The organism is Micromonospora sp. URMC 107, assembly GCF_051386315.1.
In the GTDB taxonomy this organism is placed as follows: domain Bacteria; phylum Actinomycetota; class Actinomycetes; order Mycobacteriales; family Micromonosporaceae; genus Micromonospora.
Genome location: NZ_JBPQTK010000025.1, coordinates 20515 through 47510 on the forward strand (window position 1 = coordinate 20515; position 26996 = coordinate 47510).

A 26996-nucleotide genomic window follows, 5' to 3' on the forward strand; every position below is an offset into this window, starting at 1 on the left:
TGGTCGAGCACGGGGGCTTACGCCTGCTGACTCGTCCCAGACGTGTGGTCGCGGTGGTCGCGGCGGCGTCTTTGGTGGCGGGATTGTTGACGGGTTCGCCGGCGTCGGCGAAACCCAGGGGCGCCGAGGTGGCGAAGCCTCCGCCGACGTCGCCGGGGCAGGCGGTCAAGGGTGTGAAGCCCCTGCCGACGCGGTTCGTGAAGCCGTCCGACGACGCCGGGTCGACCTACCGCCCGTCGCGGACCACCTGGCCGAAGGCTGCCTCGGCACAGGTGGAACTGGCGGCGCCGCAGGCACTGTCGGCGTCGTCGGCCAAGGTGCGCGCGACGGGTACCCCGGTGTGGGCGCAGTCGATCGCGGCCAGGGACGGCAAGCACACCGGGCCGGGCCGGCTGACGGTCACCGTGGCCGACCGGAAGGCCGCCGAGGCGGCCGGCGTCGACGGCGTGCTGCTGTCCGTGGTTCCGGACCGGGCGTCGGGCGCGGTGCGGGTCGGCGTGGACTACGCCGGGTTCGCGGAGGCGTTCGGCGGCAACTACGGATCCCGGCTACGCCTGGTGCGGTTGCCCGAGTGCGCGCTGACCACCCCGAACCTGGCCGCCTGTCGTACGGGCGAGCCGCTGTCGTCGACCAACGACGCGGCGGCCAGGACGGTCTCGGCGGAGGTGGCGCTCGCGTCGTCGGTGAGCGGCCGCACGGTGCTGGCGGCGGTGGCCGCGGCCGGTGACGAGGGCGGCAAGGGCGGCACGTACGCCGCGACCGACCTGAAGCCGTCGGGTTCCTGGACCGGCGGCGGCAGCACCGGCTCGTTCACGTACTCGTACCCGCTGACCGTCCCCCCGGCGGCGTCGGACCTGGTGCCGACCGTCGCCCTGTCCTACGACTCGGGCAGTGTCGACGGCCAGACCGCCTCCACCAACGCGCAGTCCTCGTGGGTGGGCGACGGCTGGTCCACGCCCCGTTCGTACGTGGAGCAGACCTTCGCCTCCTGCATGGACGACCCGGGCGGCAGCGCCTCGCCGGTCAAGACCTACGACCGTTGCTACGACGGACCGATCCTGACCCTGTCCCTGAACGGCGCCTCGACGTCACTCGTCTGGGACTCCGGCAAGGGCGTGTGGAAGCCGGAGTCGGACAACGGTGAGGTCGTCACCCGCGTGACGAACTCGAACAACGGCAGCGGCACCTACAACACCGACTACTGGCGGGTGACCCTGCGCGACGGCACCGTCTACGAGTTCGGCCGCAACCGGCTGCCGGGCTGGGCCTCCGGCAAGGCGGAGACGAAGTCGGTCGACCACACCCCGGTGTACTCCCCGCACTCGGGTGACCCGTGCTACAACTCGGCGGGCTTCTCCTCGTCGGTCTGCACCATGGCCTACCGGTGGAACCTGGACTACGTCAAGGACGTCCACGGCAACGCCATGGCCTACTACTACAAGCAGGACACCAACCACTACGGCCGCAACAAGGGCGCCACCGACGTGTCGTACGTCCGGGACAGCCACCTGACGCGGATCGACTACGGGTTCACCGACGGCAACGCCTACGGCATCGTGCCGAACCAGGTCGTGTTCAACACCGCCGACCGGTGCCTGTCGGGCACCTGCCAGCCGCTGAACTCGACGAACAAGGCGAACTGGCCGGACGTGCCGTTCGACCTGATCTGCAACTCCGGCACCGACTGCGACGACTGGAGCCCGTCGTTCTTCTCGACGGTCCGGCTGAGCTCGATCGAGACACGGCAGTACAACACCGCCACCTCGGCCCACGAGAAGGTCGACTCGTACGCCCTGACCCACACGATGCCGGCCACCGGCGACGGCACGTCCCCGACGCTGTGGCTGTCGTCGATCGCCCGGACCGGGCACGACACCAGCGCGGGCGGCTCGACCGGGCCGATCACCCTGCCGACGGTGTCGTTCACCGGCATCAAGCTGGCCAACCGGGTCGACACCGCCGGTGGCCTGCCGAACTACTACCGGCAGCGCATCCACACGGTGACGACCGAGACCGGCTCGGTCATCTCACCCAGCTACGAACTGCCGGTGCCCTGCACCGCGCCGGTCACCACCGCCCCGGCCAGCAACGCGAAGTCGTGCTACCCGGTGTACTGGACCCCGGACGGGTATGCGAATCCGTACCTGGACTGGTTCCACAAGTACGCCGTCACCCGGGTCACCTCCACCGACCCGACCGGCGGGGCGCCGGCACTGTCGACCAGCTACAGCTACCTCGGCGGCGCGGCCTGGCACTACGACGAGAACGAGGTCGTCAAGGCCAAGTACCGCACCTACGGGCAGTTCCGCGGCTACGCCAAGGTCCGCACCTTCAACGGGGACGGCGTCAACGACCGCCGGACCCAGTCCGAGACCGCCTACTACCGCGGCATGAGCAAGAACAACAACACCACGGTGGTCAACCTGACCGACTCCGCCGGTGGCACCCACGAGGACGTCGACGAGCTCGCCGGCAAGGAACTGGAGACGACCCGGTACCTCGGTGAGAACGGCCGGGTCGACTCGTCGACCATCACCTCGTACTGGGTGTCGGGGGCCACGGCGACCCGTAGCCGTACGGGGCTGTCGGCGCTGACGGCGCAGTGGGTCGCGCCGCTCAAGACGTACACCCGGCAGGCGGTGACCAGCGGCGGCGCGGTCACCTGGCGGTACACCGCCAGCGACAACAGCTACGACGCGAGCATCTCCAGCGCCACCTTCGGCGAGCTGAAGCACACCTACACCTACACGGTGCCGGTGGACGCCGCCTACAACCAGTGCACCAGCTACACCTACGCTCCGGTCAACACAAGCAAGAACCTGGTCGGCCTGGTCAGCCAGACCGAGACGGTCTCGGTGGCGTGCGGCGGGTTCACCCAGGGGTCTCCCGCCTCGGAGCCGGGCGGCGTCAACACGCTGACCGCCCCGGCGACGGTGAGCCGGCCGGCGCAGGTCGTGAAGGCCGAACGCAACTTCTACGACGACCCGCTCTTCGCGACCACCTTCCCGCAGGCCGCCGCCCCGACCAAGGGCGACGTCACGATGACCCAGCTCGCCAAGGACCACAGCTCCGGCGCCTACGTCTGGCAGACCGACGAGAAGACGGTCTACGACTCCTTCGGCCGGGTGACCGGATCCTTCGATGCGGAGGGAAACCAGACCACCAGCGGGTTCACCATGAACAGCGTCAACCTGGTGACTGCCATGTCGACGACGAACGCGCTGGACCAGACCTCGGCTACCACGGTGAACCCGAGACGCGGCAGCATCCTCACCACCACCGACGCGAACAACGTGGTGAGTCGGCAGCACTACGACGCGCTGGGACGTAGCACGTCCGTGTGGCTGCACAACCGTGCGACCAGCAGCGCTGCCAACCACAAGTTCACCTACACCGTCTCGAAGACGGGCGTCACGGCGGTGACGAGTCAGAAGCTGAACAACTCCAACGGCTACCAGACGTCGGTCACCATCTACGACGCGCTGTTGCGAAGCCGGCAGACCCAGGCAATCACCCCACAGGGCGGCCGGATGATCACCGACACGTTCTACGACACCCGCGGCTGGACGAGGGCGTCGTACAACGGCTGGTGGGACGACACGACCCTGCCCACGGTGAGCACCCCGGTGTCGGCGGCGAGCCTGAACAAGCAGGTGCCCAACCAGACCTTCACGACGTACGACGGCCTCGGCCGCGCCGTCATCACCACGGCGGCCAAGAACGGCGTGACGGTGTCGACCACCACGACGGTGCACGGCGGTGACCGCACCACCGTCGTGCCGCCGGCCGGCGGAGTCGTGGCGGTGACCGTCACCGACGGGATCGGCCGCAAGAAGGAGCTGCACGAGTACAGCGTCCGACCGACGGTCACCACCCCGGCCGACACGTTCACCGGCGACTTCACCGTCACGGGTGGCACGGCCACGATCAGCAAGTACGGCTACGACAGCCACGGCAACCAGTCCACGCTCACGGACGCTGAGGACAACGTGTGGACCTCGACCTACAACCTGCTCGGTCAGGTCGTGGCGAAGTCCGACCCGGACGCCGGCAACAGCAGCATGGTCTACGACGCCAACGGCAACCTCGTCGAGTCCACCGACGGCCGCAACAAGACCCTGTCGTTCACCTACGACGCCCTCGACCGCAAGACCGGTGAGTACGCCGCCGCGGTGGACAACCAGTCGGCGGCGAACCAGCGTGCTGCCTGGGTGTACGACAACAGCAACGCCGTCGCCGGGGTCACCAACGCCGTCGGCAAGCTCACCACCACCGTCGCCAACCGTGGCGGACAGGCGTACACGACCCAGCAGAAGGCGTTCGACGTCTTCGGCAACAGCCTCGGGCAGACGGTCACCATTCCCACCACGGAGGGGGACCTCGGCGGTTCCTACGTCTTCGGCCGCACCTACACCTCGGTGCTGGGCCTGCCGCTGACCGACACCTACCCGGCCAAGGGCAGCCTGCCCGCCGAAACCGTCCTCCACGGGTACTCCGGCGTGCTGGACCTGCCCACCACCCTCGGCGGGTTGGCGGGATACAGCCAGGGTGTCACCTACGACGCGTGGGGCCGGGTCAACCAGCAGAAGATCGGCTCCGCCACCAGCTTCGCCAATGTCACCAACACCTACGACACGCACACCAGCCGGCTGACCAACCAGCTCGTCACCCGCTCCACGGCGACTCCGAGCAACGTCGACGAGCAGGAGTACACGTACGACCTGGCCGGCAACATCACCCGCAAGACCAGTAAGCGCCTCGGGGCCACCACGCCGGCGGAGACGCAGTGCTACGGCTACGACGGCCTGGCCCGCCTCACCAAGGCCTGGACCGCCACCGACGCCTGCGCGGTCGCTCCCACCCTCACCAACAAGGCCATGGTCGGCAACACCATCGCCGGCAGCGCCTACTGGACCAGCTGGACGGTCGACGCGATCGGCAACCGCACCGAGCAGGTCGAGCACAACCTCGGCAGCGGCAGCGACACCAAGACCACCTACGTCTACGACGGCAACGGCCAGAACAAGCCGCACACCCTCACCTCGACCAGCACGACCGGTGGGGCGACCGGCTCCACGTCCTACACGTACGACGCCGCGGGCAACACCACCGGCCGTAACGCGGCGCAGGGCAGCCAGGCCCTCACCTGGGACGACGCCGGCAAGCTGACCGGGGTCACGGGCGGCACCAGCGGCAACAACACCTTCGTGTACGACGCCGACGGCAACCTGCTGCTCCAGAAGGAACCGGGCAAGACCACCCTGTACCTACCCGGACAGCAGTTGACGCTCAACACCGCTACCGGGGTGATCGACGGGGACCGTCACTACAGCCTGCCCGGCGGCGGAAGCTGCATCCGCTCGGGCAGCGGTACGGCGTACACCTTCGCCATTGCCGATCACCAGGGCACCCCGACGCTCTACCTCGACAACACCGCCCAGAACCCGACGTGGAGGCAGTACACGCCTTACGGCGCCGCGCGAGGTGCAGCGGTCACCGCACCTGACAACCGGGGCTTCCTGAACAAGCCGATGAGCCCGACGGGACTCACCATCGTCGGCGCCCGCGCCTACGACCCGTCCATTGGCCGCTTCGCCTCCGTCGACCCGTTACAGGACACCGGCCAGCCACAACAGTGGAACGGCTACTCGTACGCCAACAACACGCCGGTCACGTCCAGTGATCCAACTGGAATGATCCCGGACGACTGCAAGCACTTCGACTGCTACGGCTACAACCCCACGACCGGCTGCAAGCATGGCTGCGGGAGCACCGACAACGTGAAGTGGGGCAAGAAGAATAAGAAGGGAAGCACAAAGTCCAAGTCGCGGAACGGTGGCCCCAGGAAAGACCCTCGACGTCCCACGGCCGAAAGTACGGAGCTTGGCCGGCAGCTATTGTGGAATCGCATGCTCTACATGAACCAGAGTATGATCGATTCGCAGGCTAGTGTGGTGAATCCCATGGACTGGCACGAGGTGGGGGCTCAGTGGGTCGGTGGAAACAGTTCAGGTGTAGTGAACTTCTACCAGATCGACCCCATGACCATGGCTATCCGCAGCCACGGTCACATGGTCGATATGCGAGGCAGGTTGACGGCGAAGCTACAGTCGGGTTATAGTGCGCCCAATATCACGTACGACTACGACCTTCCCACTGGGTCGGGGGCAAAAGCTCGAATGGCGGCGGACGTCATCGCTGGTGCCCGAGGTGTGGTTACGGGTGATACTCGCGCTAACAGACTCTCGGCCATCGGGTCCTATGATTTGGATGGCCAAATTATGGCTGTGGACCCAGATGCGCGACGAGCTGTCGTCGCCTTCAAGGCCACCAATGGGATGGACATGAAGTCGCTGACCCGAAATCCCACCGCTCCCAAGAGCCCTGGAGGCCCGAAGGGGCCGGCGTCGGGGCCAATGTCTGCGATTCACCAGAACTTCTACTGGACCGAGGTGATCACCTATTGACAAGAGGGCGTGAGGTCTGGCGTACCTCCTTGAGGGCCAATGCCTTACCCGTGTCGGCGGTTTGTTTGGTCGCAGGCGTCCTGCTGGGTGCCTGCGGCCAGGCGCAACTGCCGCCAATCGAGGCCAGCAATATGGCAGGAGGGTGGTGCTCTGACAGGGGGGACAGGTTGACGATCGAAGGAAGCGGTGATTTCAGTTTGACGAAATTGTCGCATAACTATTTCGCTGTTCTGCAAGATGATGACGAATTCACTGAAGAGTACGTTCTTAAGCGGGATTTCGGGGGCAGGCAGCCCGCGGAAGGTAGTGGTAGCTGGGAATTTGACGGCTCTGCGAGATCGCCTCGTCTTAATCTGATCTTCGAACGGCTCGGATCATCCACAAAGCAGTTTTCCAGCGAACTTATCGCTGCCCGGACTAATGAAGGGGAGGTAGGTTTATTTGGATATGAAGGTGACCCTGATCAGGGTTATGATGTCAGATTCTTGCATTGTGGATAGTGGTCCTCGCTGGCGTTCGGCTTTGCTTGAGGGCGCGGCGGCCGGTTAGCTCGACCCGAAGGGTGACGCTCGTTTCTCCTTGGGTCGGAGGGGCGGCTTGAGCGCTCGAAGGGGAGCGTGGACGACCAATCCCGGCATGTGCGGCTCTTTCGAATCCGGGGGCCCTGCTCGATGGCATGTCTGGGGGATTTGGTCATGTGTTTGAATGAGCTGCCTTGCGGCAGTGTCGGCGCCAGCTGAATGCCGGTGTCCTGCGGTTGGAGAGGCCTGTCGCAGGGCATCGGCATTCGGTTCGATCGCCATGGTTCCGCCAGCGCCAATCCACTCGTTGTCGTCCTTGAGGTGGCACCCCGTAAATGGTCCCTGTGCGACGGTGGCAGCTTTAAGGAATCGTTCGGCGTGAAATCGCTCAACGCATTCGCGCCGCGCGCGCCGTGCTCCTGATCCACCTCGCCCGAGCTGCTCCTGCTTGACCTGATCGGTCGGTCGCTGGGCCGGGGTCACCCGGGCCGCTTTCTCCCGGCCGGAGCGAGGTCGACCCAGCCCTGTCGAGCGCGGCGGCGGTGTCCGTGGCCGTCGGGTGCCGAGGTGACCGCGCAGGGTGAGCGTGGTGAAGGATACTTGCGGAAAGATGCGACAGCGCTGAAACTATTTTCGTGCGCAGAGACTTTGGTCGATTTCTTCCTGGCGCGGCGCTGGTAGCGGCGCTGGCCCTCGGCGTGGCCGTCCCCACGGCCGCGCCCGCCTCCCGGCCCACCACGCCGGACACCGTGCCCGTGGCCGCCCAGGCGGCCTGCGTGACCGACCCGGCCACCCCGAAGCGGCAGCTGCGCGGGATGTGGATCGCCAGCGTCGCCAACATCGACTGGCCCAGCCGCACCGGGCTCACCCCGGCCGCCCAGCAGGCGGAGTACCGGGGCTGGCTCGACCTGGCCCAGCAGCGGCGGATGAACGCCGTCGTCGTGCAGATCCGCCCCGCCGCCGACGCGTTCTGGCCGTCGACCTACGAGCCGTGGTCGCAGTGGCTCACCGGCACCCAGGGCGGCAACCCGGGTTACGACCCGCTGGCCTTCATGGTGGCCGAGGCGCACGCCCGCAACCTGGAGTTCCACGCCTGGTTCAACCCGTACCGGGTAGCGAACCACACCGACCTGACCAAGCTGGCGACCAGCCACCCGGCCCGCAAGAACCCGGGCTGGACGGTCACCTACGGCGGACACATCTACTACAACCCCGGCATCCCGGCCGTCCGCGCCTTCGTGCAGGACGCCATGATGGACGCCGTCAAGCGCTACGACATCGACGCGGTGCACTGGGACGACTACTTCTACCCGTACCCGGTCAGCGGGGTGGCCTTCCCCGACCAGGCGACCTTCGCCCAGTACGGCACCGGCTTCAGCACCATCGGCGACTGGCGGCGCAACAACGTCAACCTGCTGGTGCGGGAGATGCGCGACAGGATCCGGGCGGCCAAGCCGTGGGTGAAGCTCGGCGTCAGCCCGTTCGGCATCTGGCGCAACGCCGGCACCGACCCGCTCGGCTCGCGTACCACCGGCCTCCAGTCGTACGACGCGATCTACGCCGACACCCGGCGCTGGGTGCGGCAGGGGTGGGTCGACTACATCGCCCCGCAGATCTACTGGCACATTGGCCACCCGGCGGCCGACTACGCGGAGCTGGTGCGCTGGTGGTCCGAGACGGTGACCGGCACCGACGTGCAACTGCTCGTCGGGCAGGCCACCTACCGCGCCGGCGCGACGGGCCAGGACGCGGCCTGGCAGGACCCGGCCGAGCTGACCGACCACCTGACGCTCAACCGCGCCCACCCGCGCGTCGTCGGTGACATCCACTTCAGCGCCAAGGACGTCCGCGCCGACCGCATCGGCGCCGTCTCCCGGGTGGCGACCGACCACTACCGCCGCCCGGCGCTGGCGCCGGCCGGGGTGGGGGGCGCCGCGCCCGCCGCACCCAACCTCACCTCGGCCGTACGCGGCACCGGCGGGGTGACCCTCACCTGGCAGCGCGGCGCCACCGGCAGCACGGCCGCGTACGCGGTGTACCGGCTGCCCGGCGACGGCGCGGTCGACGCCTGCGACCTGGCCGACGCCCGTCACCTGCTCGGCACCCTCCGCGCCTCGGGCACGACCGGGACGTTCACCGACGCCGGCGCAGCGGCCGGCTCGACGTACCGCTACCTGGTGACGGCGCTGGACCGGCTGCACCACGAGAGCACGGCCAGCAACGCGCGGGTGGTCACCGGCACCGGCGGCACGTTCAGCGTGATCGTGGACAACGCCACCGCCGGCGGCTTCACCGCCGCCGCCACCTGGGGCACGTCGTCGTACCTGCCGGCGCGCTACGGCGCCAACTACCGCTTCGCCAGCCCGGAGGCGGTCAGCGACCCGGCCTGGTTCACCGCGACCCTGCCCGCCACGGGCAGCTACCGGGTCGAGGTCTGGTACCCGGCCGACCCCGGCTACAACAGCGCCACGCCGCACCTGGTGGCGACGGCGAACGGGACCGTGACGGCCCGGGTCGACCAGCGCACCGGCGGCGGCCAGTGGCGGGTGCTGGGCACCTACGACCTCGCCGCGGGGACGCGCCAGGTCGTCGGGGTCAGCCGCTGGACCACCACCCAGGGGTACGTCGTCGCCGACGCGGTACGGATCACCCGACTCTGAGTCGCCCGTCCCGGGGGTGCCGCTAGGCGCTCCCGGGACGGCCCGTCCGGCTCAGTCTCGGCGTAGCCAGAGCACGCCGAGCGGGGGCACCCGCAGCGCCGCCGAGGCGGGCATCCCGTGCCACGGCACGTCCTCGGCGTGCACCGCGCCCAGGTTGCCCACCCCGGACCCGCCGTAGTGGTGGGCGTCGGTGTTGAGCACCTCCGCCCAGGTGCCGCCGGCCGGCAGCCCCACCCGGTAGTCCTCCAGCGGCCGGGCGGAGAAGTTCGCCACGCAGACCAGGGTCGCGCCGTCGGGGGCGATCCGGACGAACGAGACGGTGTTGTTGGCGACGTCGTCGCCGGCGATCCAGCGGAAGCCGGCCGGCTCGGTGTCCTGCGCCCACAGCGCCGGCGTGTCCCGGTAGACGCGGTTCAGGTCGCCGACCAGCCGCTGCACCCCGGCCCGGGCCGGGTCGTGCAGCAGGTACCAGTCGAGGCCCCGCTCCTCGCTCCACTCCCGGTCGTCGGCCAGCTCGCAGCCCATGAAGATGAGCTGCTTGCCCGGGTGCGCCCACATGTAGGCCAGCAGGGCGCGCACGTTCGCCAGCCGCTGCCAGGTGTCGCCGGGCATCTTGCCCGCGAGGGAGCCCTTGCCGTGCACCACCTCGTCGTGGCTGATCGGCAGCACGTAGTTCTCGCTCCAGGCGTACGCCAGCGAGAACGTGAGCTGATGGTGGTGGTGCTGCCGGTAGACCGGGTCCTTCGAGGTGTAGAGCAGGGTGTCGTGCATCCAGCCCATGTTCCACTTGAACCCGTACCCGAGCCCGCCCGCGTCGGTGGACCGGGTGACCCCCGGCCAGGCGGTCGACTCCTCGGCGATCAGCACCACCCCGGCGTGGTGCTTGTAGACCGTCGCGTTGACCTCCTGCATGAACGCGATGGCCTCCAGGTTCTCCCGGCCGCCGTACCGGTTGGGCAGCCACTGCCCCTCCTGCCGGGAGTAGTCCAGGTAGAGCATCGAGGCCACCGCGTCCACCCGCAGCCCGTCGACGTGGAACTGCTCGCACCAGTAGAGCGCGTTGGCGACCAGGAAGTTGCGCACCTCCGGCCGGCCGAAGTCGAAGACGTACGTGCCCCAGTCGGGGTGCTCGCCCCGGCGCGGGTCGGGGTGCTCGTAGAGGGGGGTGCCGTCGAAGCGGGCCAGCGCCCACTCGTCCTTCGGGAAGTGCGCCGGCACCCAGTCCAGGATCACGCCGATCCCGGCGGCGTGCAGGGCGTCGACGAGGTGGCGGAACTCGTCGGGGTCGCCGAAGCGGGACGTCGGCGCGTAGTAGCCGGTGACCTGGTAGCCCCAGGAACCGCCGAAGGGGTGCTCCATCACGGGTAGGAACTCCACGTGGGTGAAGCCCAGCTCCGTGACGTACGCGGTCAGCTGCTCGGCCAGCTCCCGGTAGCCCAGCCCCGGGCGCCACGAGCCGAGATGCACCTCGTAGACGCTCATCGGCTCCTGGTGCGGCTGCCGCCGGGCCCGCCGCGCCAGCCAGTCGGCGTCGCCCCACTCGTACGTCGAGTGGTGCACCACCGAGGCGGTGGCCGGCGGCACCTCGGCGTACGCCGCCAGGGGATCGGCCTTGTCCCGCCAGTGCCCGTCGGCGCCCAGGACGCGGTACTTGTAGCGGGCGCCCGCCCGGACCCCCGGGACGAACAGCTCCCACACCCCGCTGCCGCCGAGCGAGCGCATCGGCCAGCCGTCGTCCGGGGCCCAGCCCGCGAAGTCGCCGACCACCCGGACCCCGCGCGCGTTCGGCGCCCACACGGTGAACGCCACGCCCTCGTCGAAGACCCGGGCGCCGAGCGCCTCCCAGAGCCGCTCGTGCCGGCCCTCGGCGATCAGGTGCAGGTCCAGCTCGCCGAGGGTGGGCGGGTAGCGGTACGGGTCGTCGTGGAGCCGGCCGTCGACCTCGACGCGGTAGTCGAGCACCTCGCCCTCGACCTCCGCCTCGAACACCCCGACGTCGTGCACCCGCCGCATCGGGTGCCGTTCGCCGTCAACGAGGAGGGCGACGTCGGCGGCGCCCCGGCGCAGCGTCCGGACGACCGTCCGCCCGTCGGCCGGGTGCGCGCCGAGGACGGCGTGCGGGTCGTGCGTGGCGCCGGCGATCAGCTGGTCCATCGGTCGTCGTCCTTCTGGGCGGGAGCGGTGGGCGCGGTGCCGCCCGAGAGGTCGTCGGGAACGTCCGTGACGGTCAGGTCCGGCGCCGCCTGCGCCGGCACGAGGCCGACAGCGGGCGCGGGCCGGCGCACGGTCAGCACGTGCGCCGGTTGCAGGTACGGGTCGAGGCGCACGGCGTTGCGCTGCCCCCAGTCGTAGCTGGCGCCGGTCAGCTCGTCGCGCACCGTGAACCGGTCGTGCCAGTCCAGCCCGAGCGCGGGCATGTCCAGCGTGGTGTTGCCCCACTGCACGCCCTGCGGGTCGAACGAGCAGACCACGAGGACCGTGTTGCCCGTGTCCGGGTCGTGCTTGGACCAGCAGAGCAGCGCCGGGTTGTCGATCTCGTGGAAGACCAGGTTGCGCAGCTGGTGCAGGGCCGGGTTCTCCCGGCGCACCCGGTTGAGCACGGCGATGAACGGGGCCAGCGAGCGGCCCTGCGCCTGCGCGCCGGCCCAGTCGCGGGGGCGCAGCTCGTACTTCTCGTTGTCCAGGTACTCCTCCGCGCCGGGGCGCGCGGTGTGCTCGAAGAGCTCGTAGCCGGCGTACATGCCCCAGGAGGGGGAGAGCAGCGCGGCCAGCACCGCCCGGATCTTGAACATCGGCGGGCCGCCGTGCTGCAACGACTCGTGCAGGATGTCCGGCGTGTTCGGCCAGAAGTTCGGCCGCATGTAGTCGGCCGCCTCGACCAGCTCCTCGCAGTACGCCCGCATCTCGGCGGCCGACGTGCGCCAGGTGAAGTACGTGTACGACTGCGTGAAGCCGACCTTGCCCAGCCCGTGCATGATCGCCGGCCGGGTGAACGCCTCGGCGAGGAAGAGCACGTCCGGGTCGACCCGCTTCACCTCGGCGATCAGCCAGTGCCAGAAGTCGAACGGCTTGGTGTGCGGGTTGTCCACCCGGAAGATCCGGATGCCCTCGCCGACCCAGTGCAGCACCACCCGCAGGACCTCCGCCCGGATGCCCTCCGGGTCGTTGTCGAAGTTCAGCGGGTAGATGTCCTGGTACTTCTTCGGCGGGTTCTCCGCGTACGCGATGCTGCCGTCGGCCCGGGTGGTGAACCACTCCGGGTGCTCGGTCACCCACGGGTGGTCCGGCGCGCACTGCAACGCCAGGTCCATCGCCACCTCCAGGCCCTGCTCGGCGGCGGCGGCGACGAAGTCCCGGAAGTCCTCCGGCGTACCCAGGTCGGGGTGGATCGCGTCGTGGCCGCCCTCGGCGGCGCCGATCGCCCACGGCGAACCGACGTCGTCCGGCCCGGCGGTCAGCGAGTTGTTGCGGCCCTTGCGGTTGACCCGGCCGATCGGGTGGATGGGCGGCAGGTAGAGCACGTCGAAGCCCATCGCCGCGACGCCCGGCAGCCGCTCGACGGCGGTGGCGAACGTGCCGGAGCGGGCCGGCGCGTCGACCGTGGCCGGGATCGCCCCCTCCGAGCGCGGGAAGAACTCGTACCAGGCGGAGAAGAGCGCCCGCCGGCGGTCCACCCAGAGCCGGCGCTCCTCGCCGGTGGTGACCAGCTCGCGGACCGGGTGCTCCCAGAGCAGGTCGGCCAGCGCCAGCGCCGGGGCGACCCGCCGGGGCAGCTCCCGCCGCTCGTCGCGCAGCGCCCGCACCGCCGCGGTCACCCGGTCGGCGTCGGCCGCCGGCACCAGCTCGGCCGCGGCCTGGAGCACCCGGGCACCCTCGGCGAGGTCGTTGGCCAGGTCCTGTGGCCCCTGACCGGCGGCGATCTTCTTGGTGACCGCGTTCTGCCAGGTCAGGTACGGGTCCTGGAACGCCTCGACGGCGAAGACCCACTCGCCGACCGCGTCGGGGCGGATCACGGCGTGCCAGCGGTCCTGCCCCGGCTCGCCGGGGCGCATCCGGGTGAACGGCCGGGCCCGCCCGTCGGGGCCCCGCCAGACCACGTTGCAGCCGAGCGCGTCGTGCCCCTCCCGGTAGGCGCGGGCCGACACCGGCACCGGCTCGTCGACCACCGCCTTGGCCGGGTAGCGACCGCAGGAGACGACGGGGGAGACGTCTTCGATCGGGAACCGTCCAGTCACCCCGCCAACCTACTGTGCGAGATCGGTTCGCGCGCGGCTCAGCCCGTGGCGCCCACCGACCGGTACACCTCCAGCGTCCGCCGGGCGAGCGCGTCCCAGGAGAAGTGCTCGACCGCCCGGCGCCGGCCCGCGAGGCCGAGTTCCTTGGCGCGGCCCGGGTCGGCGAGCACCTCGTTGATCCGCGTGGTGAGGTCGGCGACGAAGCGGCCCGGGTCCAGCGGCCGGCCGGAGCCGTCGGTGGCCTGCGCGATCGGCACCAGCAGCCCGGTCTCGCCGTCGGCGACCACCTCCGGGATGCCGCCGGTGGCGGTGGCCACCACCGCCGTCTCGCAGGCCATCGCCTCCAGGTTCACGATGCCCATCGGCTCGTAGACCGAGGGGCAGACGAAGACCGTGGCATGGGTGAGGACCTGGATCACCTCGTGCTTCGGCAGCATCTCGGCCACCCACACCACGCCCGACCGGTTCGCCCGCAGCTCGCCCACCAGGCCCTCCACCTCGGCGGCGATCTCCGGGGTGTCCGGCGCGCCGGCGAGCAGCACCAGCTGGGTGTCCGGCGGCAGGTCGCGCGCCGCGCGCAGCAGGTAGGGCAGGCCCTTCTGCCGGGTGATCCGCCCCACGTACACCACGCTGGGCCGGGCCGGGTCGATGCCGAGCCGCTCCACCACGTCCGTGCCGTGGTCCGGGGCGTACTGCGCCGTGTCGATGCCGTTGTGCACCACCCGGACCCTGTCCGGGTTGACCGCGGGGTAGGCGGTCAGCACGTCGCGCCGCATCCCCTCGCTGACCGCGATGACCGCGTCGGCGGCCTCGAACGCCGTGCGCTCGCACCAGGAGGAGAGCGCGTAGCCGCCGCCGAGCTGCTCGGCCTTCCACGGCCGCAACGGCTCCAGGCTGTGCGCGGTCACCACGTGCGGCACGCCGTGCAGCAGCTTCGCGGCGTGCCCGGCCAGGTTGGCGTACCAGGTGTGGCTGTGCACCACGTCCGTGCCGGCGCACGCCGCCGCCATCTCCAGGTCCACGCCCATCGTCCGCAGCGCGGCGTTCGCGCCGCTCAGGCCCGCCGGTTCGGCGTACGCGGTGACCCCCGGCTCGGTGCGCGGCGCGCCGAAGCAGTGCACCCGTACATCGGCGAGTCGGCGCAGCTCACGGGCCAGGTACTCGACGTGCACGCCGGCCCCGCCGTACACCTCCGGCGGGTACTCCCGGGTCAGCAGATCGACACGAAGCGGTGCGGATTCCGTCATCCCCCGGACCCTAGTGCAGAAGTGTGCCCGTACGAGTGGTGAAGTCCCACGGGGATGGATAGCGTCTGGACATGGCTGCCAAGGTGCTCGCGATCGTCCTGGCCGGCGGAGAAGGTAAGCGCCTGATGCCGCTCACCACGGACCGGGCCAAGCCGGCCGTCCCGTTCGGCGGGATGTACCGCATGGTCGACTTCGTCCTGTCCAACCTGGCGAACGCCGGCTATCTCAAGATCGTCGTGCTGACCCAGTACAAGTCGCACTCGCTCGACCGGCACATCACCAAGACGTGGCGGATGTCGACCCTGCTCGGCAACTACGTCACACCGGTGCCGGCGCAGCAGCGTCGCGGCCCGTGGTGGTTCGCCGGCTCCGCCGACGCGATCTACCAGAGCTTCAACCTCATCCACGACGAGCAGCCCGACCACGTGATCGTCTTCGGCGCCGACCACATCTACCGGATGGACCCCCGGCAGATGGTGGAGGACCACATCGCCTCCGGCGCCGGCGTGACCGTGGCCGGCATCCGGCAGCCGCTGTCGATGGCCGACCAGTTCGGCGTGATCGAGGTCGGCGAGGACGGCCGGCGGATCCGGGCGTTCCGCGAGAAGCCCACCGACGCGGTCGGCCTGCCCGACGCCCCCGACCAGATCTACGCCTCGATGGGCAACTACGTGTTCAGCACGAAGGCGCTCTGCGAGGCGGTCGAGCGCGACGCGGAGGACAAGACCAGCAAGCACGACATGGGCGGCAGCATCATCCCGATGCTGGTCGAGCGCGGCGAGGCCAACGTCTACGACTTCCGCGACAACGAGGTGCCGGGCAGCACCGACCGTGACCGCGGCTACTGGCGCGACGTGGGGACGCTGGACTCCTTCTACGACGCCCACATGGACCTGATCAACGTGCATCCGGTGTTCAACCTCTACAACTTCGAGTGGCCGATCTACACCGGGCAGCTGACCTACCCGCCCGCCAAGTTCGTGCACCAGTGGGGCGAGCGGGTCGGCCGGGCGGTCGCCTCGATGGTCTCGCCCGGCGCGGTGATCTCCGGCTCGCTGGTGGAGAACTCGGTCGTCTCGCCCAAGGTGAAGGTGCACTCCTGGGCGCACGTGGACGGCGCGGTGCTGATGGAGGGCGTCGACATCGGCCGGCACGCGGTCGTCCGCCGGGCCATCCTCGACAAGAACGTGATCGTGCCCGAGGGGGCCGAGATCGGCGTCGACCTGGAGAAGGACCGGCAGCGCTACACCGTCTCCGACAACGGCATCGTGGTGATCGGCAAGGGACAGAAGGTGGAACCGTGAGCAGTCATCCCCGGGCCGGTAAGCCCGCCCAGCCCGCCGACCTGGTCGACGTGCCGCGGCTGGTGACCGCCTACTACGCCGAGCACCCCGATCCGCAGGACCCGGCGCAGCAGGTCTCCTTCGGCACGTCCGGGCACCGCGGGTCCAGCCTGCGCAACGCGTTCAACTCCGACCACATCCTCGCGGTGACCCAGGCGCTCTGCGACTACCGCCGGGAGCGGGGCCTGGACGGGCCGCTCTTCCTCGGCCGGGACACCCACGCGCTCTCCGCCCCGGCCGCGGTCGACGCGCTCGAGGTGCTCGCCGCCAACGAGGTCACGGTGCTGCTCGACAGCCGCGACGGCTACACGCCCACCCCGGCGGTGTCGCACGCCATCCTCGGCCACAACCGGGGGCGCACCAGCGGCCTCGCCGACGGCATCGTCATCACCCCGTCGCACAATCCGCCCGACGACGGCGGCTTCAAGTACAACCCCACCCACGGGGGCCCGGCGGACACCGACGTCACGAGGTGGATCCAGGACCGCGCCAACGCCATCCTCGCCGACGGCCTGAAGGAGGTCCGGCGGATCCCGTACGCCCGGGCCCGCGCCGCCGACACCACCGGGTCGTACGACTTCCTCGCCCGCTACGTCGACGACCTGCCGGCGGCGATCGACGTCGACGCCATCCGCGACGCCGGGGTGCGCATCGGCGCCGACCCGCTCGGCGGCGCGAGCGTGGCCTACTGGGGCGAGATCGCCGAGCGGCACCGGCTGGACCTGACCGTGATCAACCCGACGGTCGACCCGACCTGGCGGTTCATGACCCTGGACGGCGACGGCAGGATCCGGATGGACTGCTCCTCGCCGAACGCGATGGCCTCCCTGATCGCCGCCCGCGCCGACTACCAGGTCTCCACCGGCAACGACGCCGACGCCGACCGGCACGGCATCGTCACCCCCGACGGCGGCCTGATGAACCCCAACCACTACCTCGCGGTGGCGATCGCCCACCTGTTCCGGACCCGGACGCAGTGGGGACCGGCCGCCGCGGTCGGCAAGACCCTGGTCTCCTCCTCGATGATCGACCGGGTCGCCGCCGACCTGGGCCGCCCGCTGCTGGAGGTGCCGGTCGGCTTCAAGTGGTTCGTCCCGGGGCTGCTCGACGGCGCGGTCGGCTTCGGCGGCGAGGAGAGCGCCGGCGCGTCCTTCCTGCGCCGCGACGGGGGCACCTGGACCACCGACAAGGACGGCATCCTGCTCTGCCTGCTCGCCGCCGAGATCATCGCGACCACGGGCCGCACCCCCAGCCAGCACTGGGCGGAGCTGGCCGAGCGCTTCGGCGCGCCCGCGTACGCCCGCATCGACGCGCCGGCGACCCGGGAGGAGAAGGCCGTGCTCGGCAAGCTCTCGCCGGAGCAGGTGACCGCCACCGAGCTGGCCGGCGAGCCGATCACCGCGACCCTCACCACCGCACCGGGCAACGACGCGCCGATCGGCGGGCTCAAGGTGACCACGGAGTCCGGCTGGTTCGCCGCGCGGCCGTCGGGCACCGAGGACGTCTACAAGATCTACGCCGAGTCCTTCCAGGGCCCGGAGCACCTGGCCCGGATCCAGCAGGAGGCGAAGGACCTGGTCTCCGAGGTACTCGAACGAGCCTGAGCCGGCCTTGCCGGCCCGCCCCTTGCAGTCGGACGGCGCGGCAGCGCCGGGCCTGACCTGTGGGCGGTGCCGGGCCCGACCTGTGGTTGGTGCCGCACCTCCCTGCCGGCGGTGCCGGGCCCGCCTGTGGGCGTGCCGGGGTGGGCCGGGGTGGGCCGGGCGCGGCGCGGCTTGGCCTGTGGGGGCGTGCCGCGCTGTCGAGCTGCCCCCATGGGCGGGGCGGCGGGCAGCCCCGGCCGGTCTCACGGACGGGGCAGCTCGACAGCGCCCCACCACCCACCGCCCGAGGGTGTCCGGGCAGCGAGCGGTCAGCGGGGCGGGGGTAGCTCGCGGCGGTTGAGCCGCTCGCGGAGGCCCTCCGGCAGCAGCTCGCGGAGCTGCTCGGGCAGCAGCGGCAGGTCCAGCAGGCTCAGCTTCAGCTGGTTGCGTTCCTGGTAGCGGCGCGGATCCAGGCGGACGACCAGGCCGGCGTCCCGCCGGTAGCTGATCTGCACGACGCCCTCGGTCGCGGCGTCCCGGATGACCACGCCGTCCACCTCCACCGCCACTGGGCCGGAGCCCTCGCGCAGTTCCAGGCGGACCGTCTCGTGGGGGGAGAGCACCAGCGCACGGGAGATGCCGGCCATCGGGGCGGACGGGGTCACCACCACCGCCTCGGTGGCCGGCGAGACGAGCGGGCCGCCGGCGGCGTAGCTGTAGGCGGTCGAGCCGGTCGGGGTGCTGACCACCAGCGCGTCGCAGCGGTAGTAGCCGTACTGCTGCCCGTCGACCGCGAGGGAGGCGCTGACGAAGCCGGAACCGGGCTGGCGGATCAGCGCGATGTCGTTGAACGCGACGAGGTCGTCCCCGCAGACGTCGCAGGCCAGGCAGCTGTGGTTTTCCACCGTGAAGTCGTGCGCCACCAACCGGTCCAGGGCCCTCGGCAGCTCCGGCGGCTCCACCTCGACGAGGAAGCCGAGCTTGCCGACGTGCACGCCGAGCACCGGCTTCGGATCGTGGACGGCCGACCGCAGCGCGCCGAGCATCGTCCCGTCCCCGCCGATGGCGATGAGCGCGTCCGACCGGACGGCCACCTCGCCCACCGGCAGCGGCTCGACCGTGGCCGGCACGCGGTGCCGGTCCTCGGCGCGTACGGCCACGGAGATGCGGTGCCGGGCGGCCCAGTCCACGATCGTGTCGACCACCGCGGAGACGTCCCGGGTGGGGTGCAGCACCAGCCCGAGCCGGCTCCGGTCCATGCCTACAGCTCACCACATCCCGGGGCTCCGGGACGGGCGTACCGGAAGGTGCGTCGGCGGGTCGGGAACCGTCGGCGCACGCGTGCGCCGACTACCGGCGCGGCCGGTCCACCGCTGACCACTTCTCGAAGGCCTGCGGACTGCGCTTTGTGCTATTTGTCCGATTGTAAACCTGATCGGGCAAATTTCGAGGAGAGGCGTTTCCTCCCCTCGCAGGGCTCGTTCGACAGCAGGTGAACGTGCGAGCGGTGAGGGGCGGTGCAGCGGTGCGGGAGTGCGGGATCCGACCCGAGTTGGAGGACCTGATTACCGGGTCGCAAGGAACCCGTGTGGCGGCGCCGCCGGTGGGTCGGTCACTGCCGGGCCGCGTCCTGCTGCGCGCGCGACACCGGTCGCTGAAGCGTGCGATCGCCCGCTACTCGCAGAGCCCTGACCGGGCCTGGATCGAGCGGCAGCAGGTGCGCCGGTTCAACCAGACGTGGGCATACTGCCTCGCCGAGGTGCCCTTCTACCGGGCCTGGCGTCGGGAGCACGGTCTGCCGGAACGGATCGACCGGCCGTCCGCGCTGCGATCGTTCCCGCCGCTGACCAAGGAGATCCTCATCGCCCGGCAGGACGAGGTCTTCCAGGGTGGACGGATCGTCGACGCGTACACCACCGGCGGCAGCACGGGCCAGCCCACCCGATACCCGCGCGGCGCCGACGAGGTGGGCCACAGGTGGGTCGACGCGTACCTCGGTCGCCACTGGGCGGGCATTCGGCCCACAGACCCGAGCCTCCTGCTCTGGGGCCACGCCCACCTGTTCGGCAGCGGGCTGCGCGGCCGGGCCGCCCAGGCGCGCCGGCGAGTTTCTGACGCGGTCATGAACATCACCCGGCTCAACGCGTACGACCTCAGCGAGCCGTCCCTGCGTGCGCACTACACGGCGTTGCGCAGCCACGATCCGATCTCCCTCGAGGGCTACACGTCCGCGGTGTTCAAGCTCGCGCGGTACATCGAGAGCAACCGGTTGGACCTGGGGCCGCTCCCGCGCCGGTTGCGGGCCGTCGTGCTCTGCGCCGAAACCGCGAGCGACGCCGACGTCGCCCTCGTGGAGCGGGTCTTCCGGGCGCCTGCCGTGATCGAGTACGGCTCGGCCGAGACCGGAGTGCTGGCGATGTCGCGCCGGGACACGAGGGACGTCAGGGTGTTCTGGGACAGCTTCACCTGCCTGGTGGACGACGACGGCGAACTGCATGTCACGACCCTGAACCCGCGCCTGTTTCCACTGGTGCACTACGCCGTCGGCGATCGCGTCGTGCCCAGCGACGTGATCGACGGCAACGCGTTGGCGTTCCACGCGGTGCTTGGCCGGCGGCAGGACGTGGTGCGTGTCGCCGCCGCCGACGGAGGCCTCGACCTGTCCGCGATACTGCCCGTGCACATTCTCAAGTCGTACCCGGGCATCGTCGGCGTTCAGTTCCGACAGGTGAGCCCCGAGGAACTGCGGATCTACGTCGAGGCCACCCGACAACTCGACCTGACGGATGTCGCCAGGTACTTCGCTCGGGAACTGTGTCGGGACCACCCGGAGTTCGTGCGGAGTTCCGTCAGCTTCACCCAGATCAGTGAACCGGCGCGGACGACCGCGGGCAAGCATGCCCTCTTCGTTGCGTGAGCCGGTTAATCACGTGTCCCGAGGCCAGGAGGCTCGTGTGACCATGGTGCCGACAGCCCCAGCCGACCCCGTCCGCGCTCTCGCAGGTCCGTCCGGCCGCCGGGCCGCCGGCAGGGTGAGCGCCTCAGCCGACCAGGGCCGAAGGACGCTGTGGATCGTGCGACGCTACCCCGTCACAGTGGTGGTGCTGGCGCCCTATGCCCTGCTCATCGTCCCGTTGTCGGTGCTGTACGCCAATCCCGACACCGCATTCCTACTGCGCCTGTTGGGCACCGCGCTGATCGGCACTCTGGTGGTCGAGACGGCGGCCCACCTGCTCCGCAGGCGCCCGAGATGGCGACCCGGCATCGGCGCTGTCAACGCGTCCTATCGTCACGTCTACCTGGCCGCCCGGGTCGTCGCGGTCGTCAGCGTCATCGCCGCGGTCACCGGGGCCCAGGTCGGCCATGGCACGATCTTCGCCCAGGTGACCGCCGAGGCGACGTCACCGATTGCCCGGTACACGTCGCTCGCGGCGGGCTGGTCGTACCTGGCTCTCGCCCTTCTGATCGCGAGCTTCCTCGGCGGTCACGCGCCCCGGTGGCGGGTGCTCTGCTGGGTCGGCTTCCTCGTCGCCGGGCAGGTCGTGACGGTTGCCCTCACCGGCATCACCTCCCCGGTCTTCGGCTACCTGTCCTTCGTGGCGGGCGCCGGAGCGGTCTGCGGGCTCCTCCGGGCGCGGGAGGTGATCGTCGTCGGCGTTGTGCTCCTCGTCGCCTGGCCGACCATGTTCGCCCTCCGGAACGAAATGCGGATGGAGGGCGGCGTGAGTGTGGCGGCCGATGTCAGCGCCGCCGACCGCCTCCGGCTCGACCTCCAGCTTGCCGAGGCCGCACGGCACGACGTGCCCGTCGACGTCGGACAGCCGGGGATCGCCGAGTATGCCCGGTACGGCCTGGTGCCGCGGGTGCTCGACCCCGATCGGCCGCCCCTCTCCACCGGAACGCAGATCAACCTGTACCTGGGCGGCTCGGCCACCTCGGCGTACAGCTTCCTCGCCCTGGGCAACGTCTACTTCCTCGACGGCTGGCTCGGCGTGCCGCTCTACTACGCCGGCTGGACACTGGTGGCGATCCTGCTGCTGCGGGCGCAGGGGTCGCCGGGCCCGGCGCGGTTGAGCCTGTTCTGCTTCGTGCTGGCGGGTCCGCTGCTCTGGTCGAGCAGCCATCCCGATTCGATGATCGGTTTCCTTCAGCACACCGTGGCCGCGCTGCCGGTCCTCCTGCTGCTGAGGTACACCCGCGGTCGCGCACGAGGTCGTCACGCCGCGGAGGCCGGCCCCCGGCGCCCGCTCGGCTTGTCAAAGCCCGCGGAGCCGTGCTTCAACGGGAGATGAGCGGCTCACCTTCCGAGGCGGCGTCCCGCCGCGGCCGGCTGGCGCGGCGGGTGCGGATCGCCATCCGCGCGCCGTCCCTCGGCCGGGCCCCGTGGGCGGTGCTGGCGGCAGCCCTTTCCAGCGTCGGCAACCTGCTGCTGTCCCTCACCATCGCCCGAGTGGCGCCGCTCGACGACCTCGGTCGGTTCGCCTTGGCCTTCTCGCTCTACGTGTTGGCCACCGGCCTGTGTCGGGCCATGGTGACGGACGCGGTGCTGGCCGCGTCCGGTGGTGCGGCCGACGCTCCCTCGCGGGTGGTCGTCGTGGGTGTCAGCTGCGCCGTGCCGGTGTTCATCGGAGGGCTCTTCGACGGGTCCGGGTATCTGGTCCTCACCGCCCTGGCGCTGCCGGGCCTGTTGCTGCACGAGCACTGCCGCGTCGTCGGGGTGGGACTCGGCCGCCCGCGCCCCCCCTGCCAGCGCGAGGCCGCGTGGACCGGGGCGACCGCCCTGGCCGCGGTCCTGGGGCTGGCCGGTGTGCTCGACCCGATCATCGTGTTCGCGGTGTGGGCGGGCGCGGGAGCGCTGTCGGGCTACGCCACGGTGCTGCTCGTCGGAGACACCGTCCGCCCGGCGTGGCGACTCGACCGCCCCGGCACCCGTGCGTCGGTCAGCTACGGGCTGCAGTTCCTGGTCACCGCGGGATCTGCGCAACTCGCGCTGACGGCCGTGGCCGTTGTCGTGGGCGTGGCGGTGGTCGGCGCCCTCGGCGCCGGACGGACGCTGCTCGGCCCGGCCGCACTGCTGGTGGGAAGCGCCACCGCACTGGTCATCCCCCGGCTGGCCGCCGCACGCGCCACCAGCGCGTCGATCCGGCGACGAGGCGCGGTGCGGGCTGCCGTCGCGTTGCTGGCCGTGACCGCCCCGGCCGGCCTGGTGGCACTACTGCTGCCCGACGACGTCGGTCGGACGGTGCTCGGCGACAACTGGCGGCATGCGGAGGAGCTGCTGGCGCTGCTCGCGGTGGAGGTGATCGCGGCCGGGGCGGCGATGGTGGCTTTCGCGGCGCACCGGGTGCAGGGCGCGGCCCGGCGGACGCTGCTGATCGGAGCGGCTCTCGGGGCCGTGCGGATCCCGGCCGTGACGGTGGGGGCCATGCTGCGCGGCGCGACCGGGGCGGCGGTTGCCCTGGCCCTGATGGGACTGCTGAGCATGGTGACCTGGTGGGGCAGCTACCTGCACCTGCTGCGCGGGGAAGGACGCCAGGCGGACCGGTCGGGAACCCCCGCGGGAGTCAGCGGTACGCCGGCGCTGTCGGCAGCAAGGCTCACTGGCGACTCGTGAGACCTGACAGCGCGGAGCGGACCCGGTCGACGATCGTCTTCACGTCCACGTCGGTGAGGTCCGCGTACGTCGGCAGGTTGATCCCGCGCTGGGCCAGATCCAGCGTGACCGGGTGGTCGCCGCGGGACCCCGCGTACGGGGGCAGGTGCGGCAGGGGCACGAAGAACGGGCGGGTGTCCACGCCGCGCAGGTCCAGCGCGCGGGCCAGGTCGTCGCGCAGTCCCGCCATTCCGGACGGCCCGACGAGGAACGAGGCCATCCAGGGGGCTCGCCGCACCCCGGGTAGGACCGGTTGCGCGGTGAGCAGGGGATGCTCGGCCAGCTCCCGCTCGTAGGCGTCGACGACAGCGTCCCGCCGGGCGATGATCTCGTCGGCGCGTTCGAGCTGTGCGCAGAGTAGGGCAGCGGCCAGGTTGGTCAGGCGGTAGTTGTATCCCACGACGGGGAAGTAGTAGCGGCGGTCCGGGTCCATCCCCTGGTTGCGGAGCAGCCGCATCCGGTCGGCCAGGGCCGGATCGGAGGTGGTGACGCAGCCGCCCTCGCCGGAGGTGACGACCTTGTTGCCGAAGAAGGAGAAGGTGGTGGCGTCGGCCAGGTCGCCCGTGGGGCGGCCGTGCAGCTGGGCGCCGAAGGACTCCGCCGCGTCGGCGACGAGGAGCAGCCCGTGCCGCTGGCAGAGTCGCCGCAGCGCGGCGTAGTCGGCCGGGTGACCGTACAGGTCCACGGCCACCACCGCCCTGGTTCGCGGCCCGATGAGGGCCGCAACCTGTTCCGGGTCGATGCACCAGCTCTGCGGTGTCACGTCGGCGAAGACCGGCTGGGCGCCGCAGTAGGTCACCGCGTTGGCGGTGGCCACGTAGGTCAGCGCGGGGACGATGACCTCGTCTCCAGGGCCGAGACCTGCCGCCGCCAACACCAGGTGCAGGGCCACCGTGCCGTTACCGGTGGCGACGGCCGTCCTCGCGGCGCACCGGCCGGCGAAGAGTTCCTCGAAGCGGCTGAGGTAGGGGCCCTGCGAGGAGATCCAGCCGCTGCGGTAGGCGTCGAGCAGGTACCGTTCCTCCAGATCTGACAGCGACGGTCGGGCGACCGGGTAGCGCTCCTGCAAGGTCATCGGGATCCTTCACGGGTCAGGGCGCCACCGAACGCCGACCGGGGCATCGGACCGGGCCGGCCGGCAACCACCCACTCCAGTACGGCCGTGTAGTCGGCGGCCGTGTCGACCCAGGTCCGTCCACTGAGGAGCGACCCCGCCGCCCGGGACGAGCGCGCGTAGTGCCCGGGGTCGGAAAGGACCCGCCGGACCGCCGCCGCGAGGGCGGCAGGGTCGCGGGCGGCGAAGACTGCCGCGTCCGCCCCGGTGAAGTCGAGCTGGGCGAGCAGTGGCTCGGAGTCGGCGCAAGCGACGGGCAGCCCCCAGCTGAACGCCTCGAGCATCGCCCCGCTTGCCGCCTCCCACAGGGACGGCACCACCACGGCACTGGCGCGGGCGTACAACGACGCCAGCTCGGCGGTGCTCACGAAGCCGGGAAACGAAACGCGGCCCCGCAGGTCGGGCTGGTCGGCGCGGGCGAGCAACCGGCTTGCCTCGGGCTCCACCAGTGGCCCGGGACAGACGAGGCGGCATTCGGGCAGCAGCGCCATGGCCTCCAGCAGCGTGGCGTGGTTCTTCAGCCGGGCGGTGGACGACGGGTACAACAACAGCCCCGGCTCGGGCTCGGCGGCGGACGACCCCGCTGGCGAGTGGAAGGCCGGTAGCGGGATCAGCGCGATTCGCTCCCGCGCCTCGGGGAACGCCCGCACCGCCTGCGCGTACGGGTGTGGCCAGGAGACCACCACGGCGGCGGCGCGGGCCACGTTGCGGCGGATCACCTCCGCGTAGCCCGCCGAGCCGTACTCGGGGTGGAGGTGACGCAGGTCGTGCAGCACGATGACCGCCGGGTCGCCGTGGGCCGGCGCCGCGGCGAACGGGTGCAGCATCACGTCTGCGCCGGACGCCCGGGGCCGGCTCCACTGACGCACCAGGTTGACGGTGCGGCGAAGCGCCAGCGAGGATGCGACGGCCCCGGGGGTGTGTCGGCGCAGCAGGCGCCCAACCGAGTTGTCCGTGCGCAGCGTCGTTCGCACCTCCGACCAGGCGACCTGGTTCGAGGCCACCCGCCGGCGCCACTCGTCCGCGGTGCCGCTGAGCACGTGCACGCTCAGCTCGTGGTGGGTGGCGGCCAGGCCGTCGAGCAGGCCGTAGCAGAACGCCTCGATCCCGGCGGAGTGCCCAGGTCGCACCGTGGTGGCGTCGATGCCTATCCTCACCGGTCCACCCGCACCAACCGGCCCATCCGCTCGTCCTCGAGTAGTTGGCGGTCGGCGTCCACCATCACCCGGACCAGGTCGCCGAAGAGCGTCTTGGGGGCCCAACCGAGCTGCCGGCGGGCCTTGCCGTAGTCGCCGATGAGGGCGTCCACCTCGGCCGGGCGGAAGTACGCAGGGTCGGTCACCACGTACCTCTCCCAGTCCAGACCGACGTGGGCGAAGGCGGCCTCAACGAACTCACGCACGGTGTGGCCCTCGCCCGTGGCCACCACGAAGTCGTCCGGCCGGTCCTGCTGGAGGCTCAGCCAGACCGCCTCCATGTATTCCGGGGCGTACCCCCAGTCCCGCACCGCATCGAGGTTGCCGAGGTAGAGCCGATCCTGGATGCCCGCCTCGATGCGCGCCACGGCCCGGCTGATCTTCCGGGTAACGAAGTTCTCGCCCCGCCGAGGGCTCTCGTGGTTGAACAGAATCCCGTTGGCGCAGTACATGCCGTAGGACTCGCGGTAGTTGACCGCCGCCCAGTAGGCGAACACCTTGGCGCAGGCGTACGGGCTGCGCGGGTGGAACGGGGTCTCCTCGCGCTGCGGAGGCGGGGTCGAGCCGAACATCTCCGACGACGACGCCTGATAGAAACGGCTGTCGACGCCGGCCAGGCGGGCGGCCTCCAGCAGCCGCAGCGCGCCCATCCCGGTGACGTCCGCTGTGTAGCCCGGGATGTCGAATGACACCCGGACATGGCTCTGCGCCCCCAGGTTGTAGATCTCGTGTGGCTGGATGTCGCGAAGCAGTCCGACCAGCGAGCCGGCGTCGGAGAGGTCGCTGTAGTGCAGGAACAGGCGCGCGTCCGGGCGCCGCGGGTGGACGTCGAGCCGGTCGATCCGCTCGGTGTTGAAGCTTGACGACCGGCGCTTGAGACCGTGCACCGTGTAGCCCTTGTCGAGCAGGAGTTCCGACAGGTAGCTGCCGTCCTGCCCGGTGATGCCGGTGATGAGTGCGACTCGACTCATGCCGCG

14 protein-coding genes are annotated in these 26996 nt (G+C 70.8%); 7 read left to right on the forward strand and 7 right to left on the reverse strand.

Annotated elements, in window-relative coordinates; translation table 11 throughout:
- The first annotated feature begins 128 nt into the window (after nt 1-128).
- Both ACSNN9_RS08715 and ACSNN9_RS08720 read left to right on the forward strand, forming a co-directional pair.
- Nucleotides 129-6467, forward strand: a complete 6339-nt coding sequence (locus ACSNN9_RS08715) for an RHS repeat-associated core domain-containing protein (RefSeq protein WP_436672373.1) — start codon at nt 129-131, stop codon at nt 6465-6467.
- Between the two features lie 1156 nt (nt 6468-7623).
- A complete protein-coding gene (locus ACSNN9_RS08720; protein ID WP_436672375.1) occupies nt 7624-9648 on the forward strand; it encodes a family 10 glycosylhydrolase in 2025 nt (674 codons plus the stop codon).
- Between the two features lie 51 nt (nt 9649-9699).
- Here ACSNN9_RS08720 and glgB read toward each other — a convergent pair whose 3' ends face one another.
- The 3 genes from glgB to glgA are packed head-to-tail and all read right to left on the reverse strand — an operon-like array spanning nt 9700 to nt 15130.
- Nucleotides 9700-11802, reverse strand: a complete 2103-nt coding sequence (glgB, locus tag ACSNN9_RS08725) for a 1,4-alpha-glucan branching protein GlgB (RefSeq protein WP_436672376.1) — start codon at nt 11800-11802, stop codon at nt 9700-9702.
- On the reverse strand, nt 11790-13883 hold the full coding sequence (locus ACSNN9_RS08730; protein WP_436672378.1) for a maltotransferase domain-containing protein: 2094 nt from the start codon (nt 13881-13883) through the stop codon (nt 11790-11792). The genes glgB and ACSNN9_RS08730 overlap by 13 nt, the downstream gene beginning before the upstream one ends.
- Before the next feature lie 38 nt (nt 13884-13921).
- Nucleotides 13922-15130: a glycogen synthase gene (glgA, locus tag ACSNN9_RS08735; protein WP_436672380.1), complete on the reverse strand. Its 1209-nt coding sequence runs from the start codon at nt 15128-15130 to the stop codon at nt 13922-13924.
- 71 nt (nt 15131-15201) lie between these two features.
- Between glgA and glgC the strand changes: the two genes are divergently transcribed.
- Together glgC and pgm are read left to right on the forward strand one after the other, a co-directional pair.
- The gene (gene glgC, locus ACSNN9_RS08740; protein WP_101409073.1) at nt 15202-16434 is read left to right on the forward strand and encodes a glucose-1-phosphate adenylyltransferase; all 1233 of its coding nucleotides are present in this window, start codon (nt 15202-15204) and stop codon (nt 16432-16434) included.
- Nucleotides 16431-18077, forward strand: a complete 1647-nt coding sequence (gene pgm / locus ACSNN9_RS08745; protein WP_436672381.1) for a phosphoglucomutase (alpha-D-glucose-1,6-bisphosphate-dependent) — start codon at nt 16431-16433, stop codon at nt 18075-18077. The genes glgC and pgm overlap by 4 nt, the downstream gene beginning before the upstream one ends.
- A gap of 308 nt (nt 18078-18385) precedes the next feature.
- Here the strand turns inward: pgm and ACSNN9_RS08750 are convergent, their stop codons facing one another.
- Nucleotides 18386-19315 carry an NAD(+)/NADH kinase gene (locus ACSNN9_RS08750; protein ID WP_436672383.1) on the reverse strand — a complete coding sequence of 310 codons (930 nt, stop codon included), beginning with the start codon at nt 19313-19315 and terminating at the stop codon, nt 18386-18388.
- Between the two features lie 329 nt (nt 19316-19644).
- Here ACSNN9_RS08750 and ACSNN9_RS08755 point away from each other — a divergent pair, with 329 nt between their 5' ends.
- The 3 genes from ACSNN9_RS08755 to ACSNN9_RS08765 all read left to right on the forward strand — a co-directional run bounded on the left by ACSNN9_RS08755 (nt 19645) and on the right by ACSNN9_RS08765 (nt 23670).
- Nucleotides 19645-20973 (forward strand): hypothetical protein, encoded by a 1329-nt coding sequence (locus ACSNN9_RS08755; RefSeq protein WP_436672384.1) that lies wholly within the window; start codon nt 19645-19647, stop codon nt 20971-20973.
- A gap of 157 nt (nt 20974-21130) precedes the next feature.
- Nucleotides 21131-22348, forward strand: coding sequence for a hypothetical protein (locus ACSNN9_RS08760; protein ID WP_436672386.1), 1218 nt, complete (start codon nt 21131-21133; stop codon nt 22346-22348).
- Nucleotides 22345-23670, forward strand: a complete 1326-nt coding sequence (locus tag ACSNN9_RS08765; RefSeq protein ID WP_436672388.1) for a hypothetical protein — start codon at nt 22345-22347, stop codon at nt 23668-23670. Before ACSNN9_RS08760 ends, ACSNN9_RS08765 begins: the two co-directional genes overlap by 4 nt.
- On the opposite strand, the gene ACSNN9_RS08770 is transcribed toward ACSNN9_RS08765, so the two are convergent.
- Genes ACSNN9_RS08770 through gmd form a run of 3 tightly spaced genes read right to left on the reverse strand, consistent with a single transcriptional unit; the run spans nt 23654 to nt 26990 of the window.
- Complete coding sequence (locus tag ACSNN9_RS08770; RefSeq protein WP_436672390.1) at nt 23654-24784, reverse strand: DegT/DnrJ/EryC1/StrS family aminotransferase; 1131 nt, start codon at nt 24782-24784, stop codon at nt 23654-23656. The two genes, ACSNN9_RS08765 and ACSNN9_RS08770, sit on opposite strands and share 17 nt — an antisense overlap.
- Nucleotides 24781-25980 (reverse strand): glycosyltransferase, encoded by a 1200-nt coding sequence (locus tag ACSNN9_RS08775; RefSeq protein ID WP_436672391.1) that lies wholly within the window; start codon nt 25978-25980, stop codon nt 24781-24783. The genes ACSNN9_RS08770 and ACSNN9_RS08775 overlap by 4 nt, the downstream gene beginning before the upstream one ends.
- On the reverse strand, nt 25977-26990 hold the full coding sequence (gmd, locus tag ACSNN9_RS08780) for a GDP-mannose 4,6-dehydratase (RefSeq protein WP_436672394.1): 1014 nt from the start codon (nt 26988-26990) through the stop codon (nt 25977-25979). Before gmd ends, ACSNN9_RS08775 begins: the two co-directional genes overlap by 4 nt.
- Nucleotides 26991-26996: the final 6 nt, after the last annotated feature.